This window comes from Streptomyces sp. NPDC059909 (assembly GCF_042730885.1).
Classification (GTDB): Bacteria; Actinomycetota; Actinomycetes; order Streptomycetales; family Streptomycetaceae; genus Streptomyces.
The window spans coordinates 112,420-136,768 of the sequence record NZ_JBHWKX010000007.1 but is presented as its reverse complement, the minus strand read 5'-3'; the positions used below and the strand labels follow the sequence as shown (position 1 = coordinate 136,768).

The following is a 24,349-nucleotide window of genomic DNA, read 5'->3' as shown; positions in this document are numbered from 1 at the left end:
CTCCACCGGGCCTCACGCCCCCTCCGGCCCCGGGCCGCCCAGCCTGGAGAGCAGCCCGGTGAGGACATCGGGGGAGAGCGTGATGCTGTCCACGCGTGGCAGGTTCTCGGCGAGCCGGGTCACGGCCAGTGCGTGGAGAGTGGCCGGGTCCGCCTCGGAATGGACGCGCAACCAGGCCGCCTGGGCCGCGGCCCGTGCCTCGCCGACCTCGCGCGCCGCCGTGGCCTCCGCCTTGGCGAGCCGTACCTTGCGGGCGGCCTCCGCCTCCGCGCGTACGGCGTCGGCCGCGGCGCCCTCCTCGGCCTCGCGCCGGGCGTTGGTGCCCTTCTGGTCGACCAACTGCTCTTCCCTGCGGGCCAGTTCGATCTTGCTGGCCAGCTCGTTCTCGGCGATGGCCCGCTCGCGCTCGACGGCGACGGCCCGGCGTTCATAGGTGGCGCGGTCGGCCTCCTGCTGGATCTGCTCGCGTGCGGGGGTGCGCAGCGCGCGCTCGACCTCGGGCTCGGGCCGGAGCGCGACGACGCGTACGGCCACGACCTCGATGCCGGTGGCGGCCAGCCGCGGCTCTGCCGCGAGCCCGCCGGAGATCCGCTCGCGTACGACCGCGACGCCGTCGACGAGGGCCGACGCCAGGGCCGTACGGGCCAGGACGTCCAGCGCGTGCTGCTGGGCGGTCTCGGTGAGCAGCGTGGAGATCTGCTCCAGCGGGGAGCCGCGCCAGACCCCGGTGTCCGGATCGATCGAGAAGTCCAGCCGGGCGGCGGCGGTGGCTGGATCGCTGATCCGGTACGTGACGGTCGACTGCACCGAGACGTCCTGGAAGTCGGAGGTCCTGGCGTGGAACGTCATGGCCAGCTCCCGGTCGTCGACCGGCACTTCGGAGAGTGCGGCGGTCAGCGCGCGGAACCAGAAGCTGAGGCCGGGCCCGTCGTGGACGAGCGCGCCGCGCCTGTGGTGGCGGACGTGGGCGGTGGGCGCGGAGCGCAGATGGCGCCATCCGAAGCGCCTGGTGATGTCGGCCATGGACAACCCCCTGTTTTCGTCATCGCGACGATATCGCCGCGAGCCGCTTATCGTCAAGACGACGAAATGAGGGGTTTCCGGGTTTGCGGTGCACGGCCGTCCGCAGCAGGCTGACGGGATGGACAGCATCATCGTGCGCAGGATCTACGACGACCCGGACCCGGACGACGGCACCCGTGTTCTCGTCGACAGGCTCTGGCCCAGGGGCGTCTCCAAGGAACGGGCCGCCGTCGACACCTGGCTCAAGGAGGTTGCCCCCTCCAACGAGTTGCGCACCTGGTACCACAAGGACTCCTCCCGCTACGAGGAGTTCGACGCCCGCTACCGGCAGGAGCTCGAGCAGGGCCCGGCCGCGGAGGCCCTGGAGCAGCTGCTCGCACTCGCCAGCGCCGGACGGGTCACGCTCGTCACCTCGGTCAAGAGCATCGAGGGCAGCCATCTGCCGACCCTCGTCGACGTGGTGGAGCGGGCGCGGTCCAGCAGGCCGTGAGGCGGGGCGGCCGACCGGGTCGACGGGTCGCCTGCCGGGCCCCCAGGCAGTCCGGTCGGTCACCCGTGCGGCCTGTCAGCGGGCCGTGAGCCCGTAGAGGCGGTCCGCCGTTCCCGCGAGGACGAGGGCCTGCTCGTCCTCGCTCAGTTCTTCCGTGAGCGTGCGCGCGGTGTCCAGCACCTCGCCGTACGAGGACGCCAGCCGGCACACCGGCCAGTCCGAGCCGTACATCGTCCGGCCGGGCCCGAAGGCGTCCAGCACCGTCCGCGCGTACGGCCGCAGATCCTTCACGGTCCAGGAGGCCCAGTCCGCCTCCGTCACCATGCCGGACAGCTTGCAGGCCGTGTTCGGCAGCGCCGCGAGCTCGCGCACGGAGGCCGCCCAGGGCTGCAGTTCGCCGCTCGCGATCGGCGGCTTGCCCAGATGGTCCAGGACGAACGTCAGCCCGGGGTGCGTGGCCGCCGCCCGGATCGCGGCCTCGAGCTGGTGCGGCAGGACCACCAGGTCGTAGACGAGCCCGGCGTCCTCGACCGCGGACAGTCCGCGCCCTACGTCGTCGCGCAGCAGCCACTTGGGGTCGGGCTCGCCCTGCACCTGGTGGCGGATGCCCACGAGCCGTCCGCCGCCCGGGAGTTCGCGCAGCGCTGCCAGGGCTTCGGCGGCACCGGGCGCGGTGAGGTCCGTCCAGCCGACGACGCCCGCGACGAGATCGCTGCCGGGGCCGTCCGCGAGGGCGAGGAACTCCGGGGTCTCCTCCGCGACCGTGACCGTCTGGACGAGCACGGTCGCATGCACACCGGCCGCCTCGGCCTCGGACCGCAGCTCGGACAGGAGGAAGTCCCTCCGGATCGGGGCAAGTTCGGGTCCGTTGATCCAGCCCTGGTCGCGTACGGACAGATCCCAGACGTGGTGGTGGGCATCGACGACGCGCACGGCGATCAGAGCTCCCAGACGACGGGCAGTCCGGCATCGGCGCCGTCGGCCGAGTAGTCGTGCACCACGTCGAGCAGTTCCGCCATCCGTGCCTGCCAGGAGATGTTGACCGGCAGGCCCTCGAGTTCGGCGAGCAGGCGTGCGTAGTCGTCGCACTCGATGAGATGGAAGAGCTCGGTACCGCTGCGCCAGATGGTCCAGGAGCTCGCCCCCGCGGCGCGGATCGCCGCTCGCAGCTCCCCGGGCACCTCCCGGTGGGCGGCCTCGTACTCCTCGATCCGGTCGGCCCGGACCCTCGTGTGCAGGGCGACCCTCATGACCGCTTCACCAGTCCCTCCTCCTCCAGTTCGGCCCACAGCGCATCGGGTACGGGCACGGCCAGCATCCGCGCGGCGTCCTCGACCTCGTCCGCCGACCGCACCCCCACCAGCACGCTCGCCACGGCCGGATGCCGGAACGGAAAGCGCAGTGCCGCGGCGCGCAGCGGTACGCCGTGCCCCTCGGCCACGGCCTTGATGCGCAGCGCCCGTTCGAGCGCGTCGGGGCAGGCGGCGCGGTAGTCGTAGGTCGCGCCCGGCTTCGGGTCCGCCAGCAGACCGGAGTTGAAGACCCCGCCGATCACCACATGGCGTCCGCGCGCAGCGGCCTCCGGCAGCAGCTCGTCCGCGGCGCGCTGGTCGAGCAGCGTGAACCGGCCCGCGCACAGCACCACGTCGACGTCCGTGTCACGGACGAAGCGGCCGAGCATCTCCGTCTGGTTCATGCCCGCGCCGATCGCCCGCACGGTCCCTTCCGCGCGCATCCGCTCCAGGGCGGGATACGCCTCGCGGAAGGCCTGCTCGCCGTGGTCGTCCGGGTCGTGGAGGTAGACGATGTCGATCCGGTCGAGACCGAGCCGCTCCAGGCTCTCCTCGACGCTCCGCAGCACTCCCGCCGCGCTGAAGTCCCAGCGCCTCCGGTAGGCCGCGGGCACCGCGAACCCGTTGTCGAGGTCGTCGCCGTACGCGTCCTCGCCGGCCGTCCCCGGGCGCGGTTCCAGGATCCGCCCGACCTTGGTGGAGACGGTGTACGAGTCCCGTGGCCGGCGCCGCAGCGCGGCCCCGAGCCGTCGCTCGGACAGCCCGAGGCCGTAGTGCGGCGCGGTGTCGAAGTACCGCACGCCCGCCGCCCAGGCCGCGTCCAGCGCGGCCGCCGCGGCCTCCTCCGAAACGGCGCTGTAGAGATTCCCGATCCCGGCCGCCCCGAAGGCCAGCCCGGTCACCGGACAGCCGCTCCGCCCCACTGTGGTGCTGCGCATCATGACGTCCGTCCCGCCCCTTGATCCTCTGCGCCGCATGCCTATCAGATGTATAGGCCTTCACAACACCCTTCTGTCCGGATTTCCTGGCGAAATCAGAGTGATTGATCGGATGTCTCGTGCACGATTATCTCGACGGCGGGGTAGGTCTCGGTGCAGCTGCCACCGTCGGCGCCGTAGTAGGTGCAGGTCCGCCCGTGCAGGTCCACGTCGTACCGGAGCACGCCGGCCTTCCGGCAGCCGTGGACGAACTCGGGGAACGTGGTCTCGCCCCCCTGGCCGGCGCGGAGTGCGGCGATCAGGGCCTGGCGGTCGAACGGGGCGATGTCGACCGAGCCGGTGACGAGCGGCTCGCCCTGGACGGCAACATGCCCCGGCGTCGGTGAGGTACGGCATCGGGTTCGACGGCACGGCCATGCGGCAGCGGCCGACTCCGGCCTGGCGCAGGGATTCGGCGAGGAAGGGAAGCCGCCGACCTCGGGGCGGACGGCCGCCGCGCGCTCCAGGGCGCGCTGCGGGTTGGTGATCGCGCTGGTCGCTGACGTGTTCGAGGCCGCGGGACTGCTGCGCAAGAGCGGGGAAGCGATCGCCGCGACGGGCCAGTACGAAGAGGGCCCGCAAGCCCGGCAAGATCCACAAGACGCCCCCTGGCCCCGGGTCCGCGGGCTGCCCTCGTGATCTGTCGCTCAGGCTCAGGGACAGGACTCAGGGCGGCACGGCGTCCCGCGCTCCGCGGACTCGTTGTCCATGGACTCGCTTCCCCCTGATGTGAGGTGGAACAGACCGCCCTCTGGGTCGCGCAGCGTCGCCACCCGCCCGAGAGGGGTGTAGTGCGGGGGTGTGACGACGGTGCCGCCTGCCGCGGCCGCCCGTTCGGCCGCGGCGTCCACATCGTTGCGGCAGAAGTGCACATGCCACCGAGGCCGGATGCCGGGGTCCGTGGACTCCGCCACGCCGCCGCCGTACATCCCGGCGACCGTGCGTCCGTCGACCCGCAGCAGTACGCGGTCGTGCTCGTAGCGCACGTCGATGCGCTCCGGCGCCTGGGAGTCCCATTCGAAGACGCCGCCGTAGAACAGGGCCGACGCGAACGGGTCCCTCGTGTGGAGCTCCAGCCACGCCGCGGCGTTCGTCCCGCGCCCGGCGTGCCAGCCGACGTCGACCGGCCCCTCCCAGATGCAGAACACGGCGTCCACGGGGTCGGCTGCCCAGGCCATCCGTCCGCCGCCGAACGCGAGCGGGCCCACGGCGACCGTGCCGCCCCGCTCCCTGATGCGTGATGCCACGGCGTCCGCGCTGTCCGCCACGAAGTAGGCCGTCCAGGTGACCGGCAGTTTCACCCCCATGGTCTGCGTGGACTCCCCCAGACCGGCCACCGGAACCCCGTCCGCGTGCGCGACGACGTACGAGCCCTGGCCCTCGGTGCCGTGCTCGAACTCCCAGCCGAAGACCGCGCCGTAGAAGTCCTGGGCGGCTTTGATGTCCTGTGCCGTCAGGCTCACCCAGCAGGGCGTGCCCTGCACCCCACGCGCTGTGGCTGCCAAGGCCGCTCACCTCATCCATGTCATCCCCGCGCAGGAGTCCACTCCCTCCACACCCTTCAACAGATTCAGGAGGGTCGCCACCGCAGACGAACTCCCGGCGACCGTCACGTCCTGAAGGGGCGTCGGCTGCCCGGGATAATCAATGGCGCACCGGAAGGGGCCGGGCTAAGGTGTGCTCCGTTGCCGTACGAGACGTACGAGCCGACCGGACGCATGAGCCGTACGAGAAGAAACCGGAGGTGAGGACATTGATGACTGTCGTTGCGCTGGGCGCTGCCCAGGACCAGAAGATCATCGTTCCCATCTCCGTGGTCTCCGGCTGACCTTCCACCATTTGTTCCGCGCCCACGACCGGGCGCGTGCGCCGGGGCCACCCTTGCGAAGGGTTTCCCCTTGTCCTCGTCCCTCTCTTCCGTTCTGTCTTCTTCTTCGTCCTCCTCGCACCCGCTGGCGCCGTACGGCTGGGACGAGGGGATCGCCGCGGAGTTCGCTCCGTACGCCGAACAGGGTCTGGTGCCCGGACGGGTCGTACGCGTCGACCGCGGCCAGTGCGATGTCGTCACCCCGGACGGGGTCGTCCGGGCCGACACCGCGTTCGTGACCCCGCACGATCCGATGCGGGTGATCTGTACCGGTGACTGGGCGGCCGTGGACCCGGACGGCAGTCCGCGCTATGTACGCACGTACCTGCCGCGGCGGACGGCATTCGTCCGCTCCACGTCGTCTCAGCGGTCCGAGGGGCAGATCCTCGCCGCCAACGTCGACCACGCGATCATCGCGGTGTCGCTCGCCGTCGAGCTCGACCTCGGGCGGATCGAGCGGTTCCTGGCGCTGGCCTGGGAGAGCGGGGCCCACCCGCTCGTCGTGCTGACCAAGGCGGATCTGGTGCCGGACGCGACCGGCAGGTCGTATCTCGTGCAGGACGTCGAGACCGTGGCGCCCGGAGTGCCGGTGCTGTCGGTGAGCTCGTTGACCGGTGAGGGCATGGACGTGCTCGCGGCGGTCGTCTCCGGCGGTACGAGCGTGCTGCTCGGGGTGTCCGGCGCCGGAAAGTCCACCCTGGCGAACGCGCTGCTCGGCGAGGACGCCATGGAGGTGCAGGCCACCCGTGACGCCGACGGCAAGGGCCGCCACACCACCACCACCCGCAACCTGCTCGCCCTGCCCGGCGGTGGGGTCCTCATCGACACGCCCGGTCTGCGCGGCGTCGGCCTCTGGGACGCCGCCGCCGGCGTCGGCCAGGTCTTCTCGGAGATCGAGGAGCTGGCGGAGGACTGCCGCTTCCACGACTGCGCCCATGAGTCGGAGCCGGGCTGCGCCGTCCGCGCGGCGATCGAGGACGACGCCCTGCCGGAGCGCCGCCTGGACAGCTACCGCAAGCTCCTCCGCGAGAACCAGCGCATCGTCGCCAAGACCGACGCCCGCCTGCGGGCGGAACTGCGCCGCGACTGGAAGCTGAGGCACGCGGAGGGGCGCGCGGCGATGGAGGCGAAGCGGGGCGGCCGCGTGCGCTGAGCCCACCGAGGGGCGGGCCCCCGGGCTCCCGGTACCGACCGGGCGGCCTGGGTGTCCGCCATCGAGCGCCGGACGGGCTGGGTGCGTCCGGTACCGCTGGGCCGGCCGGTGTCTCCGTCCTGAAACGCCGGACGGGCTGAAGGTGCCCGGTCCGCCGGGTGGGCCTGGGCATCCGCCTCGAACGCCCGGCGGGCTGAGTGCACCCCACGCTCGAAGGACGTTGGGGAGAGCGGCGGGGCGGAGCCCCGCAAGAGCGGGGTCCGGGGCGGAGCCCCGGTTCGGGAAGGGGCGGGGCGGGGAGGAGGCCCGCCGCAGGCGCCCCCTTCGCAGGGGCGCGCGGTAGCGTGGTGTCCGAAAACCGCCAGAAGGGGCCTGGCGGACCGCGGAGACTGGAACCGTGATGGACGAAGACACCCAGTACCAAGCCGTGAGCAGCCGCGACGCGCGGTTCGACGGTGCGTTCTTCTTCGGTGTGGAGACCACCGGCATCTACTGCCGCCCGAGCTGCCCGGCCGTTACCCCCAAGCGTAAGAACGTTCGGTTCTTCCCCACCGCCGCAGCCGCCCAGGGCCACGGCTTCCGGGCCTGCCGGCGCTGCCGCCCGGACGCCGTGCCGGGGTCGGCCGAGTGGAACGTGCGCGCCGACGCCGTGGGGCGTGCCATGCGCCTCATCGGGGACGGCGTCGTCGACCGGGAAGGCGTGCCCGGGCTCGCCGGGCGGCTCGGGTACAGCGCGCGGCAGGTGCAGCGGCAGCTCAACGCCGAGCTCGGAGCCGGGCCCGTCGCGCTCGCCCGCGCCCAGCGCTCGCACACCGCACGCGTGCTGCTCCAGACGACCGGGCTGCCGGTCACGGAGATCGCGTTCGCGTCCGGGTTCGCGAGCGTACGGCAGTTCAACGACACGATCCGGCAGATCTACGCCCGCACGCCGACCGAGCTCCGCGCCGAGATGCGCTCCCGGCAGGCCGCCGACGCCGCCGGCATTCCGCTGCGCCTCGCCCACCGCGGCGCGTACGCCTCCCGCGAGGTCTTCGACCTGCTCGCCGGCGAGGCCGTCGAGCGGATCGAGGAGGTCGTCGGCCGGCCCGGCGCCCGCACCTACCGCCGCACGCTGCGACTGCCGTACGGCTCCGGCATCGTCGCCGTCGGCGAACGCTCGGCGGGACCCTGGCTGGAGGCCCGCATCCAGCTGACCGACCTGCGCGACCTGACCACCGCCGTCCAGCGGCTGCGCCGGCTCTTCGACCTCGACGCCGACCCGTACGCCGTCGCGGAACGGCTCTCCGCCGACCCCCGGCTCGCTCCGCTCGTCGCCGCGCGCCCCGGGCTCCGCTCGCCCGGTACCGCCGAGCCCGAGGAGTTCGCCGTACGGGCCGTCGTCGGCCGCGAGGAGGCCGCGCGGCTCGTCGAGGCGTACGGCAAGGTCCTGGACCAGCCCTGCGGCGGGCTCACGCATCTCTTCCCCGAACCGGCCGTGCTGACGGACCATCCGGTCGCCGGCCCGCTCGCGACCGCCGTCGCCGACGGGCACCTGCGCCTCGACCCCGGCGCGGACCGCGACGAGGCCGAACAGACGCTGCTCGCCCTGCCCGGCGTCACGCCCCGTGCCGCCGCGCTGATCCGGATGCGCGCGCTCGGGGACCCGGACGTCGCCCCCGACGGCGGGCGCGACGACGAGTCCCACCGGCCATGGCGTTCGTACGCCACCCGGTACCTCGCCACCACGGACCGCTGGAGGGCGTGGCCTACGGCGCGAGCCACTCCGCCTGGAGCTGGGGAGCCACGTCTGCTCCGCTGACATGCACTCGGGCGCGCGGCCGAGCGGGCGCCGTTCCGAGCAGGTCCGGATCGACGCTCACGCTCCGGCTCACGCCTTCGGCGTCACCAGAGCGCCGGCCGCGGCCGGCGCCACGCCATGCATCTGGTGGTGGCACGAAGGAGACAGCGACGCAAGCCTGTTGGCCCTCAGCCCCGGCAGGGGCCTGTCCGGCCTCCGGCCTACGGGGAGGGCTCTTCCAGGCCCCAGCTGTGGATCTTCTCCGGATGGATCCGGATCACCTCCTCGCTGAAGTGCGGCCCCAACTCGTGCGGACCCGTGAGCAGTTCCGCCTCCCCGCGAATCTCGACCCCGCGCACCCGCCACGGCCGCGTGCTCACGATGTCGTCCACGACGAGCGCGACCTTGTGGTTCGTCTGCAGATTGCGCCACTTCTTCGTCTTCCCCATGGCCAGTCCGCCGATGAGGATCGTGCCGTCGTCCTGCGGGAAGAAGCCGACCGGGTTGGCCTGGGGCCGGCCCTGAGGGTCCACGGTCGCCATCCGCCCCAGCTGCTGGGTCCTGAGATACGCGCGCTCGGCCTCGCTGAATTCGGTCATGGCCCCAGCATCGCCCGCCGCGGTCGGCCGCGCATCGGCACCTCGACCTGGTCCGCAGGACCTGTCAGAGGCCGGGGGAGTCAGCCCGGAAGCCCCCACGCCGGCGCCGGCTCGTTCGGCGCGACCGGTCGCACCACGAGGTCGGGCGGTCGCCGCATGCGGTGATCAGCGCCGACTCGCCGCGGTCCAGCGGGATGCGTACGGTCCCGTCGCCCAGGTCCTCGTACCGTAGCGGCCGCCCCCGCCCGTCGCGTACGTCCACCGGACCCTCGATCCCGTGGCGTACCACGCAGGGCGCGCCCGCCTCGCTCGCCAGCCGTACCCATCGGGTGACGCCCGCCCCCGCACCGCGCTCAGCAGGAACGCGCCCTGCGTGCGGAAGTCATGGACCGTCACCTCCCGCCACGCGGCGGGAATCGCCGGGAAGACGCGGACGACGCCGCCCCAGGACCGGCAGACCATGTCGTGCAGCGACTGGGCCGCCGAGAGCGGGGTCTCGATGACCGGGCCCGACTCCTTGTACATGGTGTCGGCCTGGATGAAGCGGCTCGTCAGCTCGCCGAGACAGAGGAAGAGATCCGATGTGCTTTCGGATGGCGGAACGTGGTTCAGTACATGGTCCGGTGCAGGGGGGCAACGCCCGGGTCTGTCCGGACCAATGCCGGGGCCTGAGGGGAGCGATCGTCCGAACGGCGTAGGACGGCGTCCGTCCTCAGCTCCAGCTCACCGCTCCCACCCACGCGCCGACGACGAGCAGACATCCGAGCAGTTCCACCAGCATGCTCGTCCCCGCCGCCCGCATGACGGTCCGCGTCGACGTCACCGCCTCGCCGTGCCCGCCCAGTCGCAGCCGCTCGCTGCCGTAGACCCCGCCGACGAAGCCCACCGCCGCGCCGACGACCGGCAGCAGGACGAAACCGAGCAGCGCCCCCAGGCCCGCGAACAGCGCCATCCGGGGGGTGATGCCCACGCCGCGCATCCGGCGCGGCCCCAGCTGCCACACGACGACCTGGTTGACGAGCAGCAGCGCCGTCGCCCCGACGAGGACCCACCACGCCAGGACGGTCTGCGCCTGCAGCGCCCACCACAGCACGGCGGACCAGACGAGCCAGGTGCCCGGAACGCCCGGCACGAGCACCCCGACCAGGCCGAGCAGCATCACCACGCCGACCAGGACGAGCTGCCACGCACTCATCTGCCAAGGGTGCAGGACCGGGATCGGCTCCGCAGGTCGCGCCGCCCCTTCCGCCAACTGCCTTCGTGCCGAGCTTCGCGGCCACCGCCGTGGCGCTGTTCGTGTCTTCTCCGGCGCGGTCCGCGAGCCGCCACCGCGCCGTCCGCGGCGTCGCTCGCGCCGGCGCTATCCGTCGCGCTCCGCTCCGGCCGCCGGGTCGCGGGCCGGGTTCCGCGCCACCCAGCCCTTCTCGTACGCATGCCACCCGAGCTGCAGCCGCGTCGTCACCCCGGTCAGCTCCATCAGCCCCTTCACCCGCCGCTGTACGGTCCGCAGCCCCAGCTCCAGCTGCTTGGCGACGCTCGCGTCCGTCATCCCCGCCAGCAGCAGCGACAGGATCTCCAGATCGGTGGCGTCGGGACCCGCGGCCTCGTCCTGCGTCACCTCCGCGCCCGCACCCAGCCGCAGCGGCAGCGCGTCGCGCCACACCGCCTCGAACAGGCCCATCAGCGACTCCAGCAGCCCGCTCGCGTGCACCACCAGTGCCGCGGGCTCCGAACCCCGCCCGGTCAGCGGCACCATCGCCAGCGTCCGGTCAGCGACGACGAGTTTGGTCGGCACCCGGTCCACGACCCGGACCTGTTCGTCGCGGCCGAGCGACGCCGACACCTCGGTGAGCCCGGAGGGCAGCCCCAGCACCTCGCGCTCGATGACGATGCGGTACGCGACCCCGCGCTGCGCAGCCTGCTCCTCCGCCTCGTTCTCCGTGCCCGACATCACCACGGGCCTGCCCGTCACGAGCGCGCACACCTCGTCGGTCGCCCCCAGCTGGAGCTGCAGGAAACGGTGCGCCACCGCGCTCGCACCCGTCACCACCTCGACCAGGTCGTGCACGGCGGGCTCCGCGGCCTCCGCCCGGTACTCCTGCGCGAGCAGCGCCGCCGCCAGCTCCGCCTGCTCCAGCTCGTGGCGCTGCTGGGTGAGCAGCGCGCCCAGCGCGACCGCGGGCGGCGCCGCCACCCAGCGGCTCGCTCGGGCCGACGACTGCGCGGCCAGACCCTGCCGCTCCAGCCGGCGCAGCGCTCGCTCGGTGTCCGTCTCGGGAAGCGCGAGCCGATGCGCCAGATCGGTGACCTCCGCTGCGCCGAGCGCCACCAGCGCCCGGTAGGCCGACTCCTGTCTCTCGTCGAGACCTATCGCTCCCAACACCCCTGACCCCTCCCCGGACCATTTCATTCCGCAGGTGACCGACATGATCGTGGCGGAAATCGGCCACGGCGTAAACCCGCCGCCTGCATCATCCCTGCATCACCTGCCGCTCTGCCAATGTGGCGCCACCGCAGCACCAACAGCTCCTGGACATGGGTTCTTTGGCTGCTTGTGTCCGGAAATTAACTGGGGAGAGCGATGCGTCCGATATCGCGCACGGCCCTGGGCGCGGCGACCGCCGCCGTCCTGGCCGTCACCGCGGTCGCGCCGTCCTTGGCCGCCAGGCCGCAGGACGACCCGGCCGACAGCAGGCCGCTGACAGGAAGTCAGGCCACTCAGGCGGCCGGGGGAGGAGCCGTCACGGTCACCCTCGTCACCGGCGACCAGGTGCTCGTACGCGGCGCCGGCACGAAGAGCCCCGCCGCCGCGGCCCTGCCCCGCGAGGACGGGACCGTACCACTGCTCCAGACCCGCCAGTCGGGCAAGGACCTGTACGTCTACCCCGAAGGCGCGACCGGCGCGCTCGCCGCCGGCCGCGTCGACCAGGAGCTGTTCAACGTCACCGGGCTGATCCGCCAGGGCTACGACGACGCGCACAGCAAGACCCTGCCGCTCATCGCCGTGTACGGCAACGATGTCGCGCGGTCCGCCCCCGCGGCCCTGCGCGGTGCCGAGCGCTCGCTCGTGCTCCCGGCCGTGGACGGCGTCGCCCTCAAGGCGGACAAGAAGCAGGCCGCCGGCTTCTGGTCCGACGTCACGAGCCCTCGCTCGCGCGCCGCCGCCGGGCTGAAGAAGCTCTGGCTCGACCGCAAGGTCGAGGCCACGCTCGACCGTTCGACGAAGCAGGTCCACGCCCCCGAGGCATGGGCGGCCGGATACGACGGCAAGGGCACCAAGGTCGCCGTCCTCGACACCGGCGCCGACGCCGAACACCCGGACCTCAAGGGCCGGATCGCCGCCTCCGAGAACTTCACCGACTCGCCGGACACCGACGACCGCCAGGGACACGGCACCCACACCATCTCCACCGTCGGCGGCTCCGGCGCCGCGAGCGACGGCAGGAAGAAGGGCGTCGCGCCCGGCGCCGAGCTCCTCAACGGCAAGGTGTTGAACGACTACGGCGAGGGCGCCACGTCCTGGATCATCGCCGGTATGCAGTGGGCCGTCGACAACGAGGCCGACGTCGTCTCGATGAGCCTCGGCAGCCGTGTGCCGACCGACTGCACCGACCCGATGAGCGTCGCCGCCGAGGAACTCGCCCGGAGCAAGGGCACCTTGATCGTCGTCGCCGCGGGCAACTCGGGCCCCGCGCTCAACACCGTCTCCTCGCCCGGCTGCGCGCCGAGCGTCCTCACCGTCGGTGCGGTCGACCGCGACGACTCCACCGCGTACTTCTCCAGCACCGGCCCGACGATCGTCTCGCACACCCTCAAGCCCGAGATCGCCGCGCCCGGCGTCGCCATCTCGGCCGCCGCCGCGGGCGGCCGCGGCGTGTACGCGTACCAGTCCATGTCCGGTACGTCGATGGCCACGCCGCACGTCGCGGGCGCCGCCGCGATCCTCAAGCAGCGCCACCCCGACTGGACGGCCCAGCAGATCAAGGCCGCGCTCGTCTCCTCCGCGGACTCCGGCATCCCCGGCGACGTGCGCGAGACCGGCGCCGGGCGCCTCGACGTCAAGGCCGCCGTCGACACCACCGTCACCGGCGCACCCGCCGTCCAGGGCGGCACCTTCGCCTGGCCGCAGGACGGCAGCGACCGCACCACGGTCCGGCTGCCCTACACCAACCACGGCGACAAGGACGTGAAGCTGGACCTGGCCGTCGACAAGGTCACCGGCAACGACGGCTCGCGCGTCCGCTCCGCCGTCGCCCGCCTCGGACAGCGTTCCGTGACGGTCCCGGCAGGCGCCACCGTCGAGGTTCCGCTGACGCTTGACCCGTCCGCGGACCTGGCGCGCAGTCAGTACGGCGATGTCACCGGCCGGGTCCTCGCCACCGCGCGCGGTGTCACCGTCTCCACGCCGTTCTCGCTGTACGCCGAGCCGGAGACCGTCACCCTCCGCGTCAAGCTCGTCGACCGCGACGGGAAGCCCGCCGCCGGCGCGTCCTCCGTCGATGTCATCGGCACCGACACCGCCACCGGCGAGCGCCGCTTCAACGACGGCGCCGCCGACCAGATCTACCGGCTGCGCCCCGGCTCGTACTTCCTCTCCTCCTTCGTCACCGGCGAGGACAAGTCCCTCGCCTACCTGGGCCGTCCGCAGCTGGAGCTGACGAAGGACACGACGGTGGTCCTGGACGCCCGCAAGGCCCACCGCCTCCGGGTCCAGACCGACAAGCCGGGCGAGAACCGTGCCGGCACGCTCGCCTTCGCCCGCTCCTGGGACGGCCGGCTGCACGCCGGAACGCTCACTGGCGGACGCGACATCCAGCAGTACTACGCGTCCGTCGAAGGCAGCGCCCACGAAGGCGACTTCGAGTTCGGCAGCTACTGGCGCCGCTACGCCCCCCAGATCACCGAACTCGCCGTCGACGGCGGCCCCGTCCTGCACCCGCTGACCTCCGGCACCGGCTCGGCCAACCTCGACGGCACCGGCTCGGCGCAGCTCGTCGACGCCGGGTCGGGCACGGCGGAGGAACTCGCCGCCGCCGGGGTCAAGGGCCGTATCGCCCTCGTCCGCGTCGCCGACGACACCATGTCGGTCGGCCTGCAGGCCCAGGCCGCCAAGGCCGCGGGCGCGGTCGCCCTGATCGCCCAACACGCCGCTCCCGGCAGCTGGTACCCGGCGGCCGGCTTCCTCGGCGCCCAGCTGCCCGCACTGTCGGTGCCCTCCGACGAGGCCGCCGAGCTGCTGGCGCGGCTCGCCGCGGGCCCCGTCACGCTGCGCTGGAAGGCCACCGCGAAGAGCCCGTACGTCTACAACCTCGCCTTCCCCGAGGACGGCCCGGTCACCTCGGACCGCACCTACCGCGTCCACGACAGCAAGCTCGGCGCGACCGAGGCGACGTACCGGGCGATGGGAGTCGCCGCCGACTACCTCGACTCCGTGTCCGCGGTACGCCCCGACACCGGTCAGCAGGTCTACCTCGGCGGGCTCATCAACCTGGTCGCCGCGCCCGGCAAGCGCACCGAGTACCAGTCGGCGGGCGCCACGGTTTACTCCAAGACCGTGTCCAGCAGCTTCCCCTGGGGCGAGTTCATGCTCGGCAGCCCTTCCGCCTACCGGGCGGGGGAGCGGGGCACCGAGTCCTGGTACGGCGGTGTTGTCGCCCCGACCGCCCCGCGCGACGCCGCGGGCCGGCCGGTGCTCGCCGCCGAGCGCCAGGGCGATCTGATCGGGGTCGCGACCGCCTTCTGGGGCGACGGCGAGCACGACGCCGCGGCCGGATCCTTCGGCGACATCGGCAGCATGACGCTCAAGCGGAACGGCGAGGAGATCGGCAACTCCGCCTACCCGTTCGGGGTCTTCGAGGTGCCGGCCGACGACGCCGCGTACGAACTCACGCTGTGGACCACCAAGATCGGCAGCCCGGCGAAGGTGTGGACGCGCTCGACGCAGCTGTCCACGGTGTGGACATTCCGCTCCGCACGTGACGAAAGCGCGTACTCTCAAGGCATCCCGCTCCTCTTCCCGGTGATCGGCCTCCCCGAGGACGGGCTCAAGACCCTCCCGGCGGCCGACGGCCAGAAGCTCACGCTCGGGGTGTCGGGGCACGCGGGGTACACCCCCGGTGCGCTGGTCGATGCGAAGCTGTCGTACTCGTACGACGGCGGAGCCACCTGGACCGAGGCCAAGGCCGAGCAGCAGAGCGCCGGGGCCTGGACCGCGACCGTGGACCACGCGGGCAGGAGCGGTCAACAGATCACTCTCAAGGTCGAGTTGACCGACGCGAACGGCAACTCCGTCACCCAGACAGTGGAGCGCGCCTACGACGTGCGCTGACCACCGAAACGTCCGCCGGGCGTCCTTCCCGTGGGGGGTTGGGCCGCCCGGCGGACTCCTTCGTGCATCCGTTCACGGACAAATTCTCCCGTTGACCCGTTTTCGGCCGCCCTCCGCGGTGGACAATAAGGGCATGAGTCAGCAGGGGGAGAAGCCCGCCACCGCCGACGACGACTGGTGGCACCGGCTGTACGACGAGTCCACCCCGGACACCGGACCCGCCTCGTCGGCGGGTGACACACTGGACGACCGCTTCCACTCGGCGGTCGACACCGTGGGCGAGGACCAGGAGCCCGCGCCGCCGTCCGCGCCTCCACCGCCACTGCCCGACGACCGCCGGCGCGCCTGGTGGGAGCCTTCGTCCCTCAAGGCGCCGTCGCACCGAGCGCCCTGGGAGCCCCCGGGCCCGCCCGCGGCGACCGTCCCGCATCAGGCACCACCGCCCGGCGCCGACCGTGCGGCCGGGAAGCCCGCCGTCTCCCGGCCGCCGGACGCCGACGCGGGCGGGGATGCGAACGCGGGAACGGCCGGCCCGCCGGCCGCACCGCCCCCAGCCCCGGCCGCGCCCCCGCAACCGCCCGCGGCGCCCCCGCAACCGCCCGCCGTGCCGCCACAGCCGCCGGTGCCCCCCACCGCCGGCCCCGCGCCCGCCTCCGGGCGCGCCGCACCCCCACGCCCCCGCACCGGACACATCGGCGACCGCCCGCCCACCTACGACGCCGAGCCCACCGCACTGCCCGTCGCGCACCCCCAGGAGCTCGGCGAACTGGTCGCGGACACCGTGCTCGACGGCGCCCGGTACGGGGCGTACACGCTGCGGGCCGCGTCCGTGCGCGGGGACTCCGCGCGGTACCGGGGCGAGCCCCGGCGCGATGCCCTGCTCACCGCGCGCTTCGGCACCGGCGAGGGCGCGCTCGTGCTGGTGGCCGTGGCCACCGGGGCCCGGGCCACCGAAGGGGCGCATCGCGCCGCCGCCGACGCGACCCGCTGGATCGGCGGAGCCGTGGGCCGCAGCCACGTCCGGCTCGCCGAGGACATCAGGGCCGGGCGGCGCGGCGACCTCAAGTCCGGGCTGCAGCGTCTCACCGACCGCTCCTTCGGCAAGCTCCGCGCCCGGGCCGCCGAACTGGACGTCCCGCCGGAGGAGTACACCGCGAGCCTCCGCTGCCTGCTGCTCTCCGCCGACCCCGCCTGCCGCACCCGTGTGTTCTTCGGTATCGGCGGCGGCGGACTCTTCCGGCTCCGCGAGGGCGCCTGGCAGGACATCGAGCCCTTCGTCCCCGAGCCGGCCGCCATCACCGGCGAGCCCGTCGTCGGCTACGGCTCCCAGCCCCCGGAGACCCCCGAGGGCGACCGGCTCACGATGGACCTCGGCATCACCACACCTCCGTCGCCGCACATCGACGCTCCCCTGCCCCCGCCCGCCGAGTCCTTCCGCTTCCGCGCCTCCGTGGCCCGTCCGGGCGACACTCTCCTCCTGTGCAGCACGGGCCTCGCCGATCCGCTGCGCGGCGAGCCCTTCCTCGCCGAGGAACTCGCCCGGCGCTGGGCGGGCGGGGAGCCCCCCGGCCTCGCCGCCTATCTCGCGGACACGCAGCTCAGGGTGAAGGGATACGCCGACGACCGCACGGCCTGCGCCGTCTGGGAGGCCTGACGGTCCGGTCCGCGACAGTGCGTGGGCTCACGACGCCCTGCGACTCCGTCTCCTGCGTTGTCGTTCGGTCGACGATGCTGCGCATCGCCTGCCTCGTCCGCCTTGGATCCGAAGTCGTATCGGTGACATCGGCCGCCGCGCGGCTGCCGCTCGCCGATCCACGCTCCATCACCGACCAGGCCGTACGTGAGAGGCGTGACCGCGCCGGTCGTGGATAGATGGAGCCATGGCCAAGCAGAACGTCGCAGAACAGTTCGTCGACATCCTCGCCCGCGCGGGCGTGCAGCGGTTGTACGGAGTCGTGGGCGACAGCCTCAACCCCGTCGTCGACGCCATCCGCCGCAACGCCGCCATCGAGTGGATCCAGGTCCGCCACGAGGAGACCGCCGCCTTCGCCGCGGGCGCCGAGGCGCAGCTCACCGGCAGACTGGCCGCCTGCGCCGGCTCCTGCGGCCCCGGCAACCTCCACCTCATCAACGGTCTCTACGACGCCCACCGCTCCATGGCCCCCGTCCTGGCCCTCGCCTCCCACATCCCCTCCTCCGAGATCGGCCTCGGCTACTTCCAGGAGACCCACCCCGACCAGCTGTTCCGCGAGTGCAGCCACTACAGCGAGTTGATCTCCAGCCCGAAGCAGATGCCGCGCCTCCTCCAGACGGCCATCCAGCACGCCATCGGCCGCGGCGGCGTCAGTGTCGTCTCCCTCCCCGGCGACATCGCCTCGCAGCAGGCCCCCGAGAAGACCGTCGAACACGCCCTCGTCACCTCGCTCCCCACCGTCCGCCCCGGCGACGCGGAGATCGACGCCCTCGCCCGCATGATCGACGAGGCGGAGCGCGTCACCCTCTTCTGCGGCAGCGGGACGGCTGGCGCCCACACCGAGGTCATGCAGTTCGCGGAGCGCATCAAGTCACCCGTCGGGCACGCGCTTCGCGGCAAGGAGTGGATCCAGTACGACAATCCGTACGACGTCGGTATGAGCGGCCTCCTCGGCTACGGCGCCGCGTACGAGGCCACTCACGAGTGCGATCTGCTGATCCTGCTCGGCACCGACTTCCCGTACAACGCCTTCCTCCCCGACGACGTCAAGATCGCCCAGGTCGACGTGCGGCCCGAGCACCTGGGCCGCCGCTCCAAGCTCGACCTCGCGGTCTGGGGCGACGTGCGTGAGACGCTGCGCTGCCTCACCCCGAAGGTGCGGATCAAGAACGACCGGCGTTTCCTCGACAAGATGCTGAAGAAGCACGCCGATGCGCTCGAAGGCGTCGTCAAGGCCTACACCCGCAAGGTCGAGAAGCACGTCCCCATCCACCCCGAGTACGTCGCCTCGGTCCTCGACGAACTCGCCGACGAGGACGCCGTGTTCACCGTCGACACGGGCATGTGCAACGTCTGGGCGGCGCGCTATCTCTCCCCCAACGGGCGCCGCCGCATCATCGGCTCCTTCAGCCACGGCTCGATGGCGAACGCCCTGCCCCAGGCCATCGGCGCGCAGTTCATCGACCGTGGCCGGCAGGTCGTGTCGATGTCCGGCGACGGCGGATTCGCCATGCTGATGGGCGACTTCCTCACCCTCGTCCAGTACGACCTGCCGGTGAAGGTCGTCCTCTTCAACAACTCCTCGCTGAGCATGGTCGAACTGGAGATGCTGGTCGCCGGCCTGCCCTCGTACGGCACCACGAACCGCAACCCGGACTTCTCGGCGATCGCGCGGGCGGCGGGCGCCCACGGCGTACGCGTGGATAAGCCGAAGCACCTGGCCGGGGCGCTGAAGGAGGCCTTCGCGCACAAGGGACCCGCCCTCGTGGACGTCGTCACCGACCCCAACGCGCTCTCCATCCCGCCGAGGATCAGCGCCGAGATGGTGACCGGCTTCGCGCTCTCCGCCAGCAAGATCGTGCTGGACGGGGGAGTGGGCCGGATGCTCCAGATGGCCCGCTCGAACCTCCGGAACGTGCCGCGGCCTTGAGCAGCGCAGTGTGGCGCGCCCCTCACGCGTGGTGAAAACCACAGGCGTGGCCGCACTGGGGCGGGGCATGCATTTTGGGAGTGCTTGTGAGAGTACGTGCGCGAGCAGGCGAGAAGGAAGGGACCGTTCCGACGTGCGGTGGGGGATGATGACGAGGCGTCAGGGAGGGTCCTGGCCGGCGCAGCTGCGCCGCAGGGTGGGGCGCGCGGACCTGAGGGCCGTACCGGAGGTGAGGCGGGCCCTGCGCGACTTGCTGGGGCGCGGTGACTGGGGCGAGCCGGGTTCGGCGGAGGTCGCCGAGCTGCTCGTCAGCGAACTCGTGACCAATGCCCTGGTCCACACGGACGACGGCGCGGTCGTGACGGCGACCGTCGCCCCGAGCAGACTCCGGGTCGAGGTACGGGACTTCACGTCCGGGCTGCCGGAGCCCCGCGTCCCCGTGGCCGACGAGAGCACACACGGTCGGGGACTGGTCCTGGTGCAGCACCTCGCGGATGCGTGGGGCGTGCAGGCGCATGCCCTGGGCAAGGTGGTCTGGTTCGAGCTGGACGGCGGGGGGATGTGAACCCTCCCGTCCGCCGTCCCGTCCGCCGTTTCGCTCCACCCGGCCGTCCGCTCAGCCGAACTGCTGCTCGAGGTCCTTGAGTTTGCGTTCCAGGGAGTCGAGCCGCGGCAGCGCCTGGGTGTCGTCCTCGGCGGTGAGGTCGACCGTGACGGGCTCAGTGCCCCTCACGGCCTGAAGGGAGTGCCGGGTGCGTGGCGGCAGTTGTCCCGGCTCGGCTATGGCAGGCTCCGCGACCGGCCCGACGGCGGCCGGTGCTGAGCCCCCCGAGCCGCTCACGGCCGAACCGGCCACGGTCGTGGCGCTCATGGGGGCGATGTCCACCTGGCGCCCGCCGCGGCCGCGGCCCCATGCCCGGTGCTGCCGGTTGAGCGCCCGCAGATGGGCCCGCTCCAGCTTCTCCTGGTCGCGCCTGCGCATCCGGTTCTGCTCCTTCTGCCGCCGGTCCTCGCGGACCTCGTCGACCGCCTCGTCCAGGGTGCGCACGCCTTCGAGGAGCATCAGCGACCACGCGCCGAAGGTCTCGCGCGGCGCCCGCAACCACCGTACGACCCGGATCTGCGGCAGTGGACGGGGCACCAGGCCCTGTTCGCGGAGCGCGGCCCTGCGGGTCTGCTTCAGCGCGCGGTCGAAGAGGACCGCGGCCGACAGCGACATGCCTGCGAAGAACTGCGGGGCGCCGGCGTGATCGATGCCGCGTGGCGCGTGGACCCAGTTGAACCAGGCGGCGGCGCCCGCGAACGTCCACACCAGCAGCCGGGAGCCGAGCGCGGCATCGCCGTGGCTGGCCTCGCGCACCGCGAGCACCGAGCAGAACATGGCGGCGCCGTCGAGGCCGAACGGGACGAGGTACTCCCAGCCGCCGGAGAGGTTCAGATTCTGCCGGCCGAAGCCGACCAGTCCGTGGAAGGACAGTGCCGCGGCGACCGCGGCACAGCAGAAGAGCAGCAGGTAGGAGGCGGTGCCGTAGATCGCTTCCTTGCGCCTGCGGCGCTCCTCGCTGCGCTCCCAGGAGTCGTCGGCCGCGGAACTGTCGCCGGCGCGCCTGCCGCGCGCGAGCACCGCCACCGCCGCCACGACCCCCGCGAGCATCACGCCGCCCGGAAGCAGCCAGTCCAGCGATATGTCGGTCAGTCTCATGCGGGGTCCCTTGCATCCTTGCGTCTGCTGCGTCTGCGCCGCGGTAGGGCGATTCGGGCGCCCATATTGGCCGAAGTACCGCGGCGGTCACGGGGTTTCATGGCAAGAGGACGCCAAGGAGGCTTCAGGGCATACGAATAGGTGCGTTCTGCTCGAACATGCAGCGGGGGAGGGGTAATTGAGTTCGAATGATGCCACCCGGATGAGTGGCGTGCGGACGGGCGGCCTCCGTCAGCCTTGCGTGGCGGCGCTCAGCTTGCGCACGCGGTCGGCGTCGCACGTGCGGGGGCAGGTGACACAGGTGTCCTCGGGCCGCACCGTGTAGAAGAGGCAGCAGCTCGCCCGGTCGCGGGTGGGCAGCGGCTCGCCGTTCGGGCCGGAGAGCTCGCGGAAGCCGGCCGTGCCCACGTACGGCTTCGTCGTGCCCGGCAGCAGGGCCTCCAGCTCCGCCATCGCCCGCCGCTCCTCGCCCAGCAGATGCGCGACGTACCAGAGGCCCTCGACGACCTCGTCCGTCACCATGCCCCACAGGGCGCGTCTGCCGCGCCGCATGCGCGGGCCGAAGCCGTCGAGCACGGGTCCGATGTGCTCGGCGACGGCGTCCCGTACCTCGGCGCGCAGGGCCTCCTCGTCGGGGACGACGCGGGCGCCGGGCAGCTCCGCCGCCGGGTCGCCGGGCAGACAGGCGAACGTGCGGACGCGGACGCTCAGCCGCCCGAGGGCCCGCTGGATGGCGACGTCCTCGATGGGCACCCGGGGCACCCGGCGGTCCAGAAACCAGGGGACCGTGATCAGCAGACAGGCCGGCCAGGCGTAGCGGTGGAGTCCGAAGCTGGCGACGACGTCGGGGCGGGCCTGCTGCCCGTAGTCGCGCAGCACCTGGGCGTTGTCCCAGGCGAGGAACGCGTCCAGGGCCGGCCCCCCGGCCGCGAGGTCCGCCGCCGTTACCCAGCCGCCGCCCTGGGGCGCCCGCTCGCCGTCGGCCGGCTCCTGGATCCGCAGCCCCGGGAACGCCTCGGTCAGGCGCGCGTAGGCGTCCGAGACGGGCGTGGCGGCGGGGGCGGGGGTGACAGGCCGCGAGCTGGGGAGAACGGCGGGGACGGTCATGCAGGGGACCACCGAATCGCGATCGTTGGCAGGTTAGCCTTACCTTACCCGAAGCGATCGATGTTTGAACTGCCGTCGTGTCCGCCTATCGTGCACAGGGGGCCCGCACCACGCGGGCCGGCCCCGCACGAAGCCGGAGGAGGACCCGAGTGGAGCAGGACAGAGCGCGCGGCACCGCCGCGGCACGTCCGTACGCGTCCTCCCACGCGCCCGGTGCGGAGGCGCGCGCGGCCGACGCGCAGGCACGGATACCGGAACAGGCGCGCGGCGAGCAGGCACGCGGTCCGCAGGTGCGCGGTGACCGGACGCGCGGTGACCAGGCGCACGGCGGTCACCTGCACGGCGACCAGGTGCGGGGCGAGCACACCCACAGCGAGCCCCCGGCGCCCCGGGTCACCGTCCAGCGCCACTCGGTCCGCGGCCAGATCCTGGAGGCCCTGCGCGCCGCCCTCGTCACCGGCGAGCTGGCCCCGGGCGAGATCTACTCCGCGCCCGTACTCGGCGAGCGGTTCGGCGTCTCCGCCACCCCCGTGCGCGAGGCCATGCAGCAGCTCTCACTCGAAGGCGCGGTCGAGGTCGTCCCCAACCGCGGCTTCCGCGTCGTCGAGCGCGACGCCCGCGAGCTCTCCGAGCTCGCCGAGGTCCGCGCCCTGATCGAGGTCCCGGTCATGCTCCGCCTCGCCCGCACCGTCCCGGCCGCCCGCTGGACCGAGCTGCGCCCCCTTGCCGAGGCGACCGCGGCGGCCGCCGCGACCGGGGACCGCGCAGGCTACGCCGAGTCCGACCGGGCCTTCCACCGCGCGGTCCTCTCCCTCACCGGCAACGAGCAGCTCGTCGCCATCGCCGACGACCTCCACCGTCGCTCCCAATGGCCCCTCGTGAGCGCCCCTGCCACCCGACGGGCCGAACTCGTCGCCGACGCCGCCGAGCACTCCGCGCTGCTGGAGGCTCTGATCGCCCAGGACCTGGTGGTGGTGCAGACGCTGGTACGGGAGCACTTCACCGGCGGGGACGGCTGAGAACGGGGGCGGGGCCCTTGCCTGACGCGGTCGTGTCCCTCGCGGGCCAGAGTGTGCGAGGCACCGTCTGGGCGCTGGCGAACCAACTCGGCGTGGTGGCGCGGACGCCCGGTGAGCTGATCGGTGCCCTGACGGCCGACCCGCGCCCCAGGGTGCTCGCGCTGCCGGACCTGCCCGCCGCCCGCGATCCCGAGGCGCTGGCCGAACTGATGCAGGCGCTGCGGGAGCTGGGCCACATCCGGCTGATCACCGAGGCGCGTCCGGGCGGCTCGGAGCCGGCCGGCGGCGCCCCGCCGGACCTGGACGACCCGGCCGCGGTCTGCGCCGCGGACCCGCTGCTGGTGACGGCCGCGTACGCGAACGACACCGGCGACCGGGACGACGAGCACGGAGGTCTGCGGGCGGCCTGGTTCCGGGCGGGTCAGTCCCTGGTCCGCGACCAGCCGGCCGCCGAACGCGCCCTGGTCCTGCTGGCCGCCCTCGGCGACGGCGCGGACCCCCGGCTGCGCCCCGCCCTCACCGGCCTTGCCACGGCCGCGCCCTGGCGGGTCGACTGGACCCGCGTGCGCGGCGACGTCACCCCGCCCTGGCCCGGTCCAGTGGCCGCACTGGCCCACGGCACCGGCCGATGGGCGGGCCATCTGCTCGTGGCGGATCAGCGGGGCACCGTCCGCTCGCTGCACCCTGCCGATGCCACGCACGTGCCGGGCTCCGCCCCGATGCCCGCCCGGATCAAGGCACTTGCGCCGGTGGCCGACGGCAGCCTGCTCCTGCTGGACGAGCTGGGACATCTGCATACCCAGGGCCGTACGCCCCTGACGGAAGCCGTCACGGCCACGCTGGCGAAGCACCCGGGCACGGCACTGGCCGCCAGCCGCGGCCTCGTCCTGACCGGCGACCGGCACGGCTCGGTGCACGCGTTCGGCCTTCGGAGGATGCATCAGGCCGCCCTCCACCGCGGCCGGGTCACGACCCTGGCGGTGACCGACACGACCCCGGCGCCGCTGGCCTACAGCGGAGGAGCGGACGGCACGGTCCGTGCCTGGCACCCGGGTCGCGCCCCGGCGCCGGCCCCGGTCGCCGAGCGCCACTGCCCCGTGGTCGCCCTCTCCGCACAGGGCTCTGCGCTGGCGGTCGCCTGGGCCGACGGGCTCGTGGAACTCCACCGCCCGGACGCCGCCGGTGTCCTGCCCTTCCGCCCCGGCCCTCCGGTCCGTGCCGTCGCGGTGGCCTCCGACCGGTCGGTGGTCATCGGCATGGACGAGGCCCTGATCCGTCTCACGGCCCGATCCGCGCCCTGACGGCATCGCCCCCGGCCGCTCCGTCGTACGGCAGCAGCGCGACCGCAGCGAAGGCGCGCGGTGGCACAGCAGCGACCGCCTCGTGGCCGAC

The 24,349-nt window shown here is 73.1% G+C and carries 20 protein-coding genes and 1 pseudogene; 9 read left to right on the top strand and 12 right to left on the bottom strand.

The window, feature by feature from the left end; all coding sequences use genetic code 11:
* Nucleotides 1-12: 12 nt before the first annotated feature.
* Nucleotides 13-1,023 (bottom strand): SPFH domain-containing protein, encoded by a 1,011-nt coding sequence (locus tag ACFV9O_RS08195; RefSeq protein WP_385413920.1) that lies wholly within the window; start codon nucleotides 1,021-1,023, stop codon nucleotides 13-15.
* 118 nt (nucleotides 1,024-1,141) lie between these two features.
* Here ACFV9O_RS08195 and ACFV9O_RS08190 point away from each other — a divergent pair, with 118 nt between their 5' ends.
* The gene (locus tag ACFV9O_RS08190; RefSeq protein WP_385413917.1) at nucleotides 1,142-1,513 is read left to right on the top strand and encodes a DUF488 domain-containing protein; all 372 of its coding nucleotides are present in this window, start codon (nucleotides 1,142-1,144) and stop codon (nucleotides 1,511-1,513) included.
* Between the two features lie 75 nt (nucleotides 1,514-1,588).
* On the opposite strand, the gene ACFV9O_RS08185 is transcribed toward ACFV9O_RS08190, so the two are convergent.
* From ACFV9O_RS08185 to ACFV9O_RS08165, 5 genes are all read right to left on the bottom strand, one after another.
* Nucleotides 1,589-2,446 (bottom strand): amidohydrolase family protein, encoded by an 858-nt coding sequence (locus ACFV9O_RS08185; RefSeq protein ID WP_385413915.1) that lies wholly within the window; start codon nucleotides 2,444-2,446, stop codon nucleotides 1,589-1,591.
* Nucleotides 2,447-2,451: 5 nt separating this feature from the next.
* Entirely contained in the window at nucleotides 2,452-2,763 is a 312-nt protein-coding gene (locus ACFV9O_RS08180; protein WP_385413912.1) for an L-rhamnose mutarotase, read from the bottom strand.
* On the bottom strand, nucleotides 2,760-3,743 hold the full coding sequence (locus ACFV9O_RS08175; RefSeq protein WP_385413909.1) for an aldo/keto reductase: 984 nt from the start codon (nucleotides 3,741-3,743) through the stop codon (nucleotides 2,760-2,762). The genes ACFV9O_RS08180 and ACFV9O_RS08175 overlap by 4 nt, the downstream gene beginning before the upstream one ends.
* A 95-nt stretch (nucleotides 3,744-3,838) precedes the next feature.
* Nucleotides 3,839-4,315: a DUF1398 family protein gene (locus ACFV9O_RS08170; protein ID WP_385413906.1), complete on the bottom strand. Its 477-nt coding sequence runs from the start codon at nucleotides 4,313-4,315 to the stop codon at nucleotides 3,839-3,841.
* A gap of 120 nt (nucleotides 4,316-4,435) precedes the next feature.
* Nucleotides 4,436-5,287 (bottom strand): VOC family protein, encoded by an 852-nt coding sequence (locus ACFV9O_RS08165; protein ID WP_385413903.1) that lies wholly within the window; start codon nucleotides 5,285-5,287, stop codon nucleotides 4,436-4,438.
* 393 nt (nucleotides 5,288-5,680) lie between these two features.
* Between ACFV9O_RS08165 and rsgA the strand changes: the two genes are divergently transcribed.
* Together rsgA and ACFV9O_RS08155 are read left to right on the top strand one after the other, a co-directional pair.
* The gene (gene rsgA, locus ACFV9O_RS08160; protein WP_385413900.1) at nucleotides 5,681-6,802 is read left to right on the top strand and encodes a ribosome small subunit-dependent GTPase A; all 1,122 of its coding nucleotides are present in this window, start codon (nucleotides 5,681-5,683) and stop codon (nucleotides 6,800-6,802) included.
* Nucleotides 6,803-7,202: 400 nt separating this feature from the next.
* A complete protein-coding gene (locus ACFV9O_RS08155) occupies nucleotides 7,203-8,600 on the top strand; it encodes a DNA-3-methyladenine glycosylase 2 family protein (protein ID WP_385413993.1) in 1,398 nt (465 codons plus the stop codon).
* Between the two features lie 200 nt (nucleotides 8,601-8,800).
* On the opposite strand, the gene ACFV9O_RS08150 is transcribed toward ACFV9O_RS08155, so the two are convergent.
* The 4 genes and pseudogenes from ACFV9O_RS08150 to ACFV9O_RS08135 form a co-directional block, all read right to left on the bottom strand.
* On the bottom strand, nucleotides 8,801-9,178 hold the full coding sequence (locus tag ACFV9O_RS08150) for a PPOX class F420-dependent oxidoreductase (protein ID WP_385413898.1): 378 nt from the start codon (nucleotides 9,176-9,178) through the stop codon (nucleotides 8,801-8,803).
* Between the two features lie 80 nt (nucleotides 9,179-9,258).
* Nucleotides 9,259-9,736 (bottom strand): annotated as a pseudogene (locus ACFV9O_RS08145) (Tat pathway signal sequence domain protein); the annotation flags it as partial.
* Nucleotides 9,737-9,890: 154 nt separating this feature from the next.
* Entirely contained in the window at nucleotides 9,891-10,373 is a 483-nt protein-coding gene (locus ACFV9O_RS08140) for a DUF456 domain-containing protein (RefSeq protein WP_385413896.1), read from the bottom strand.
* A gap of 165 nt (nucleotides 10,374-10,538) precedes the next feature.
* Nucleotides 10,539-11,561: a helix-turn-helix domain-containing protein gene (locus ACFV9O_RS08135; RefSeq protein WP_385413893.1), complete on the bottom strand. Its 1,023-nt coding sequence runs from the start codon at nucleotides 11,559-11,561 to the stop codon at nucleotides 10,539-10,541.
* A 198-nt stretch (nucleotides 11,562-11,759) separates the two neighbouring features.
* Between ACFV9O_RS08135 and ACFV9O_RS08130 the strand changes: the two genes are divergently transcribed.
* From ACFV9O_RS08130 to ACFV9O_RS08115, 4 genes are all read left to right on the top strand, one after another.
* The gene (locus ACFV9O_RS08130; RefSeq protein ID WP_385413889.1) at nucleotides 11,760-15,506 is read left to right on the top strand and encodes a S8 family peptidase; all 3,747 of its coding nucleotides are present in this window, start codon (nucleotides 11,760-11,762) and stop codon (nucleotides 15,504-15,506) included.
* 133 nt (nucleotides 15,507-15,639) lie between these two features.
* Nucleotides 15,640-17,160, top strand: a complete 1,521-nt coding sequence (locus ACFV9O_RS08125; protein WP_385413887.1) for a protein phosphatase 2C domain-containing protein — start codon at nucleotides 15,640-15,642, stop codon at nucleotides 17,158-17,160.
* Between the two features lie 226 nt (nucleotides 17,161-17,386).
* Nucleotides 17,387-19,129 (top strand): pyruvate dehydrogenase, encoded by a 1,743-nt coding sequence (locus tag ACFV9O_RS08120; RefSeq protein WP_385413884.1) that lies wholly within the window; start codon nucleotides 17,387-17,389, stop codon nucleotides 19,127-19,129.
* A 148-nt stretch (nucleotides 19,130-19,277) separates the two neighbouring features.
* Nucleotides 19,278-19,694: an ATP-binding protein gene (locus ACFV9O_RS08115; RefSeq protein WP_385413882.1), complete on the top strand. Its 417-nt coding sequence runs from the start codon at nucleotides 19,278-19,280 to the stop codon at nucleotides 19,692-19,694.
* 51 nt (nucleotides 19,695-19,745) lie between these two features.
* Here ACFV9O_RS08115 and ACFV9O_RS08110 read toward each other — a convergent pair whose 3' ends face one another.
* Both ACFV9O_RS08110 and ACFV9O_RS08105 read right to left on the bottom strand, forming a co-directional pair.
* Nucleotides 19,746-20,831 (bottom strand): DUF2637 domain-containing protein, encoded by a 1,086-nt coding sequence (locus ACFV9O_RS08110; protein ID WP_385413879.1) that lies wholly within the window; start codon nucleotides 20,829-20,831, stop codon nucleotides 19,746-19,748.
* A gap of 231 nt (nucleotides 20,832-21,062) precedes the next feature.
* Nucleotides 21,063-21,938: a (2Fe-2S)-binding protein gene (locus ACFV9O_RS08105; protein ID WP_385413876.1), complete on the bottom strand. Its 876-nt coding sequence runs from the start codon at nucleotides 21,936-21,938 to the stop codon at nucleotides 21,063-21,065.
* Nucleotides 21,939-22,087: 149 nt separating this feature from the next.
* Here ACFV9O_RS08105 and ACFV9O_RS08100 point away from each other — a divergent pair, with 149 nt between their 5' ends.
* Both ACFV9O_RS08100 and ACFV9O_RS08095 read left to right on the top strand, forming a co-directional pair.
* Nucleotides 22,088-22,957: a GntR family transcriptional regulator gene (locus ACFV9O_RS08100; RefSeq protein WP_385413874.1), complete on the top strand. Its 870-nt coding sequence runs from the start codon at nucleotides 22,088-22,090 to the stop codon at nucleotides 22,955-22,957.
* A 17-nt stretch (nucleotides 22,958-22,974) separates the two neighbouring features.
* Complete coding sequence (locus tag ACFV9O_RS08095) at nucleotides 22,975-24,258, top strand: hypothetical protein (protein WP_385413871.1); 1,284 nt, start codon at nucleotides 22,975-22,977, stop codon at nucleotides 24,256-24,258.
* Nucleotides 24,259-24,349 lie beyond the last annotated feature (91 nt).

Excerpts from the sequence above, each read along its gene's own strand:
- ACFV9O_RS08195 (WP_385413920.1), bottom strand. The coding sequence starts at position 1,023 with ATGGCCGACATCACCAGGCGCTTCGGATGGCGCCATCTGCGCTCCGCG.
- ACFV9O_RS08190 (WP_385413917.1), top strand. The coding sequence starts at position 1,142 with ATGGACAGCATCATCGTGCGCAGGATCTACGACGACCCGGACCCGGAC.
- ACFV9O_RS08180 (WP_385413912.1), bottom strand. The coding sequence starts at position 2,763 with ATGAGGGTCGCCCTGCACACGAGGGTCCGGGCCGACCGGATCGAGGAG.
- ACFV9O_RS08175 (WP_385413909.1), bottom strand. The coding sequence starts at position 3,743 with ATGCGCAGCACCACAGTGGGGCGGAGCGGCTGTCCGGTGACCGGGCTG.
- ACFV9O_RS08155 (WP_385413993.1), top strand. The coding sequence starts at position 7,203 with ATGGACGAAGACACCCAGTACCAAGCCGTGAGCAGCCGCGACGCGCGG.
- ACFV9O_RS08150 (WP_385413898.1), bottom strand. The coding sequence starts at position 9,178 with ATGACCGAATTCAGCGAGGCCGAGCGCGCGTATCTCAGGACCCAGCAG.
- ACFV9O_RS08140 (WP_385413896.1), bottom strand. The coding sequence starts at position 10,373 with ATGAGTGCGTGGCAGCTCGTCCTGGTCGGCGTGGTGATGCTGCTCGGC.
- ACFV9O_RS08130 (WP_385413889.1), top strand. The coding sequence starts at position 11,760 with ATGCGTCCGATATCGCGCACGGCCCTGGGCGCGGCGACCGCCGCCGTC.
- ACFV9O_RS08125 (WP_385413887.1), top strand. The coding sequence starts at position 15,640 with ATGAGTCAGCAGGGGGAGAAGCCCGCCACCGCCGACGACGACTGGTGG.
- ACFV9O_RS08120 (WP_385413884.1), top strand. The coding sequence starts at position 17,387 with ATGGCCAAGCAGAACGTCGCAGAACAGTTCGTCGACATCCTCGCCCGC.
- ACFV9O_RS08115 (WP_385413882.1), top strand. The coding sequence starts at position 19,278 with ATGACGAGGCGTCAGGGAGGGTCCTGGCCGGCGCAGCTGCGCCGCAGG.
- ACFV9O_RS08110 (WP_385413879.1), bottom strand. The coding sequence starts at position 20,831 with ATGAGACTGACCGACATATCGCTGGACTGGCTGCTTCCGGGCGGCGTG.
- ACFV9O_RS08105 (WP_385413876.1), bottom strand. The coding sequence starts at position 21,938 with ATGACCGTCCCCGCCGTTCTCCCCAGCTCGCGGCCTGTCACCCCCGCC.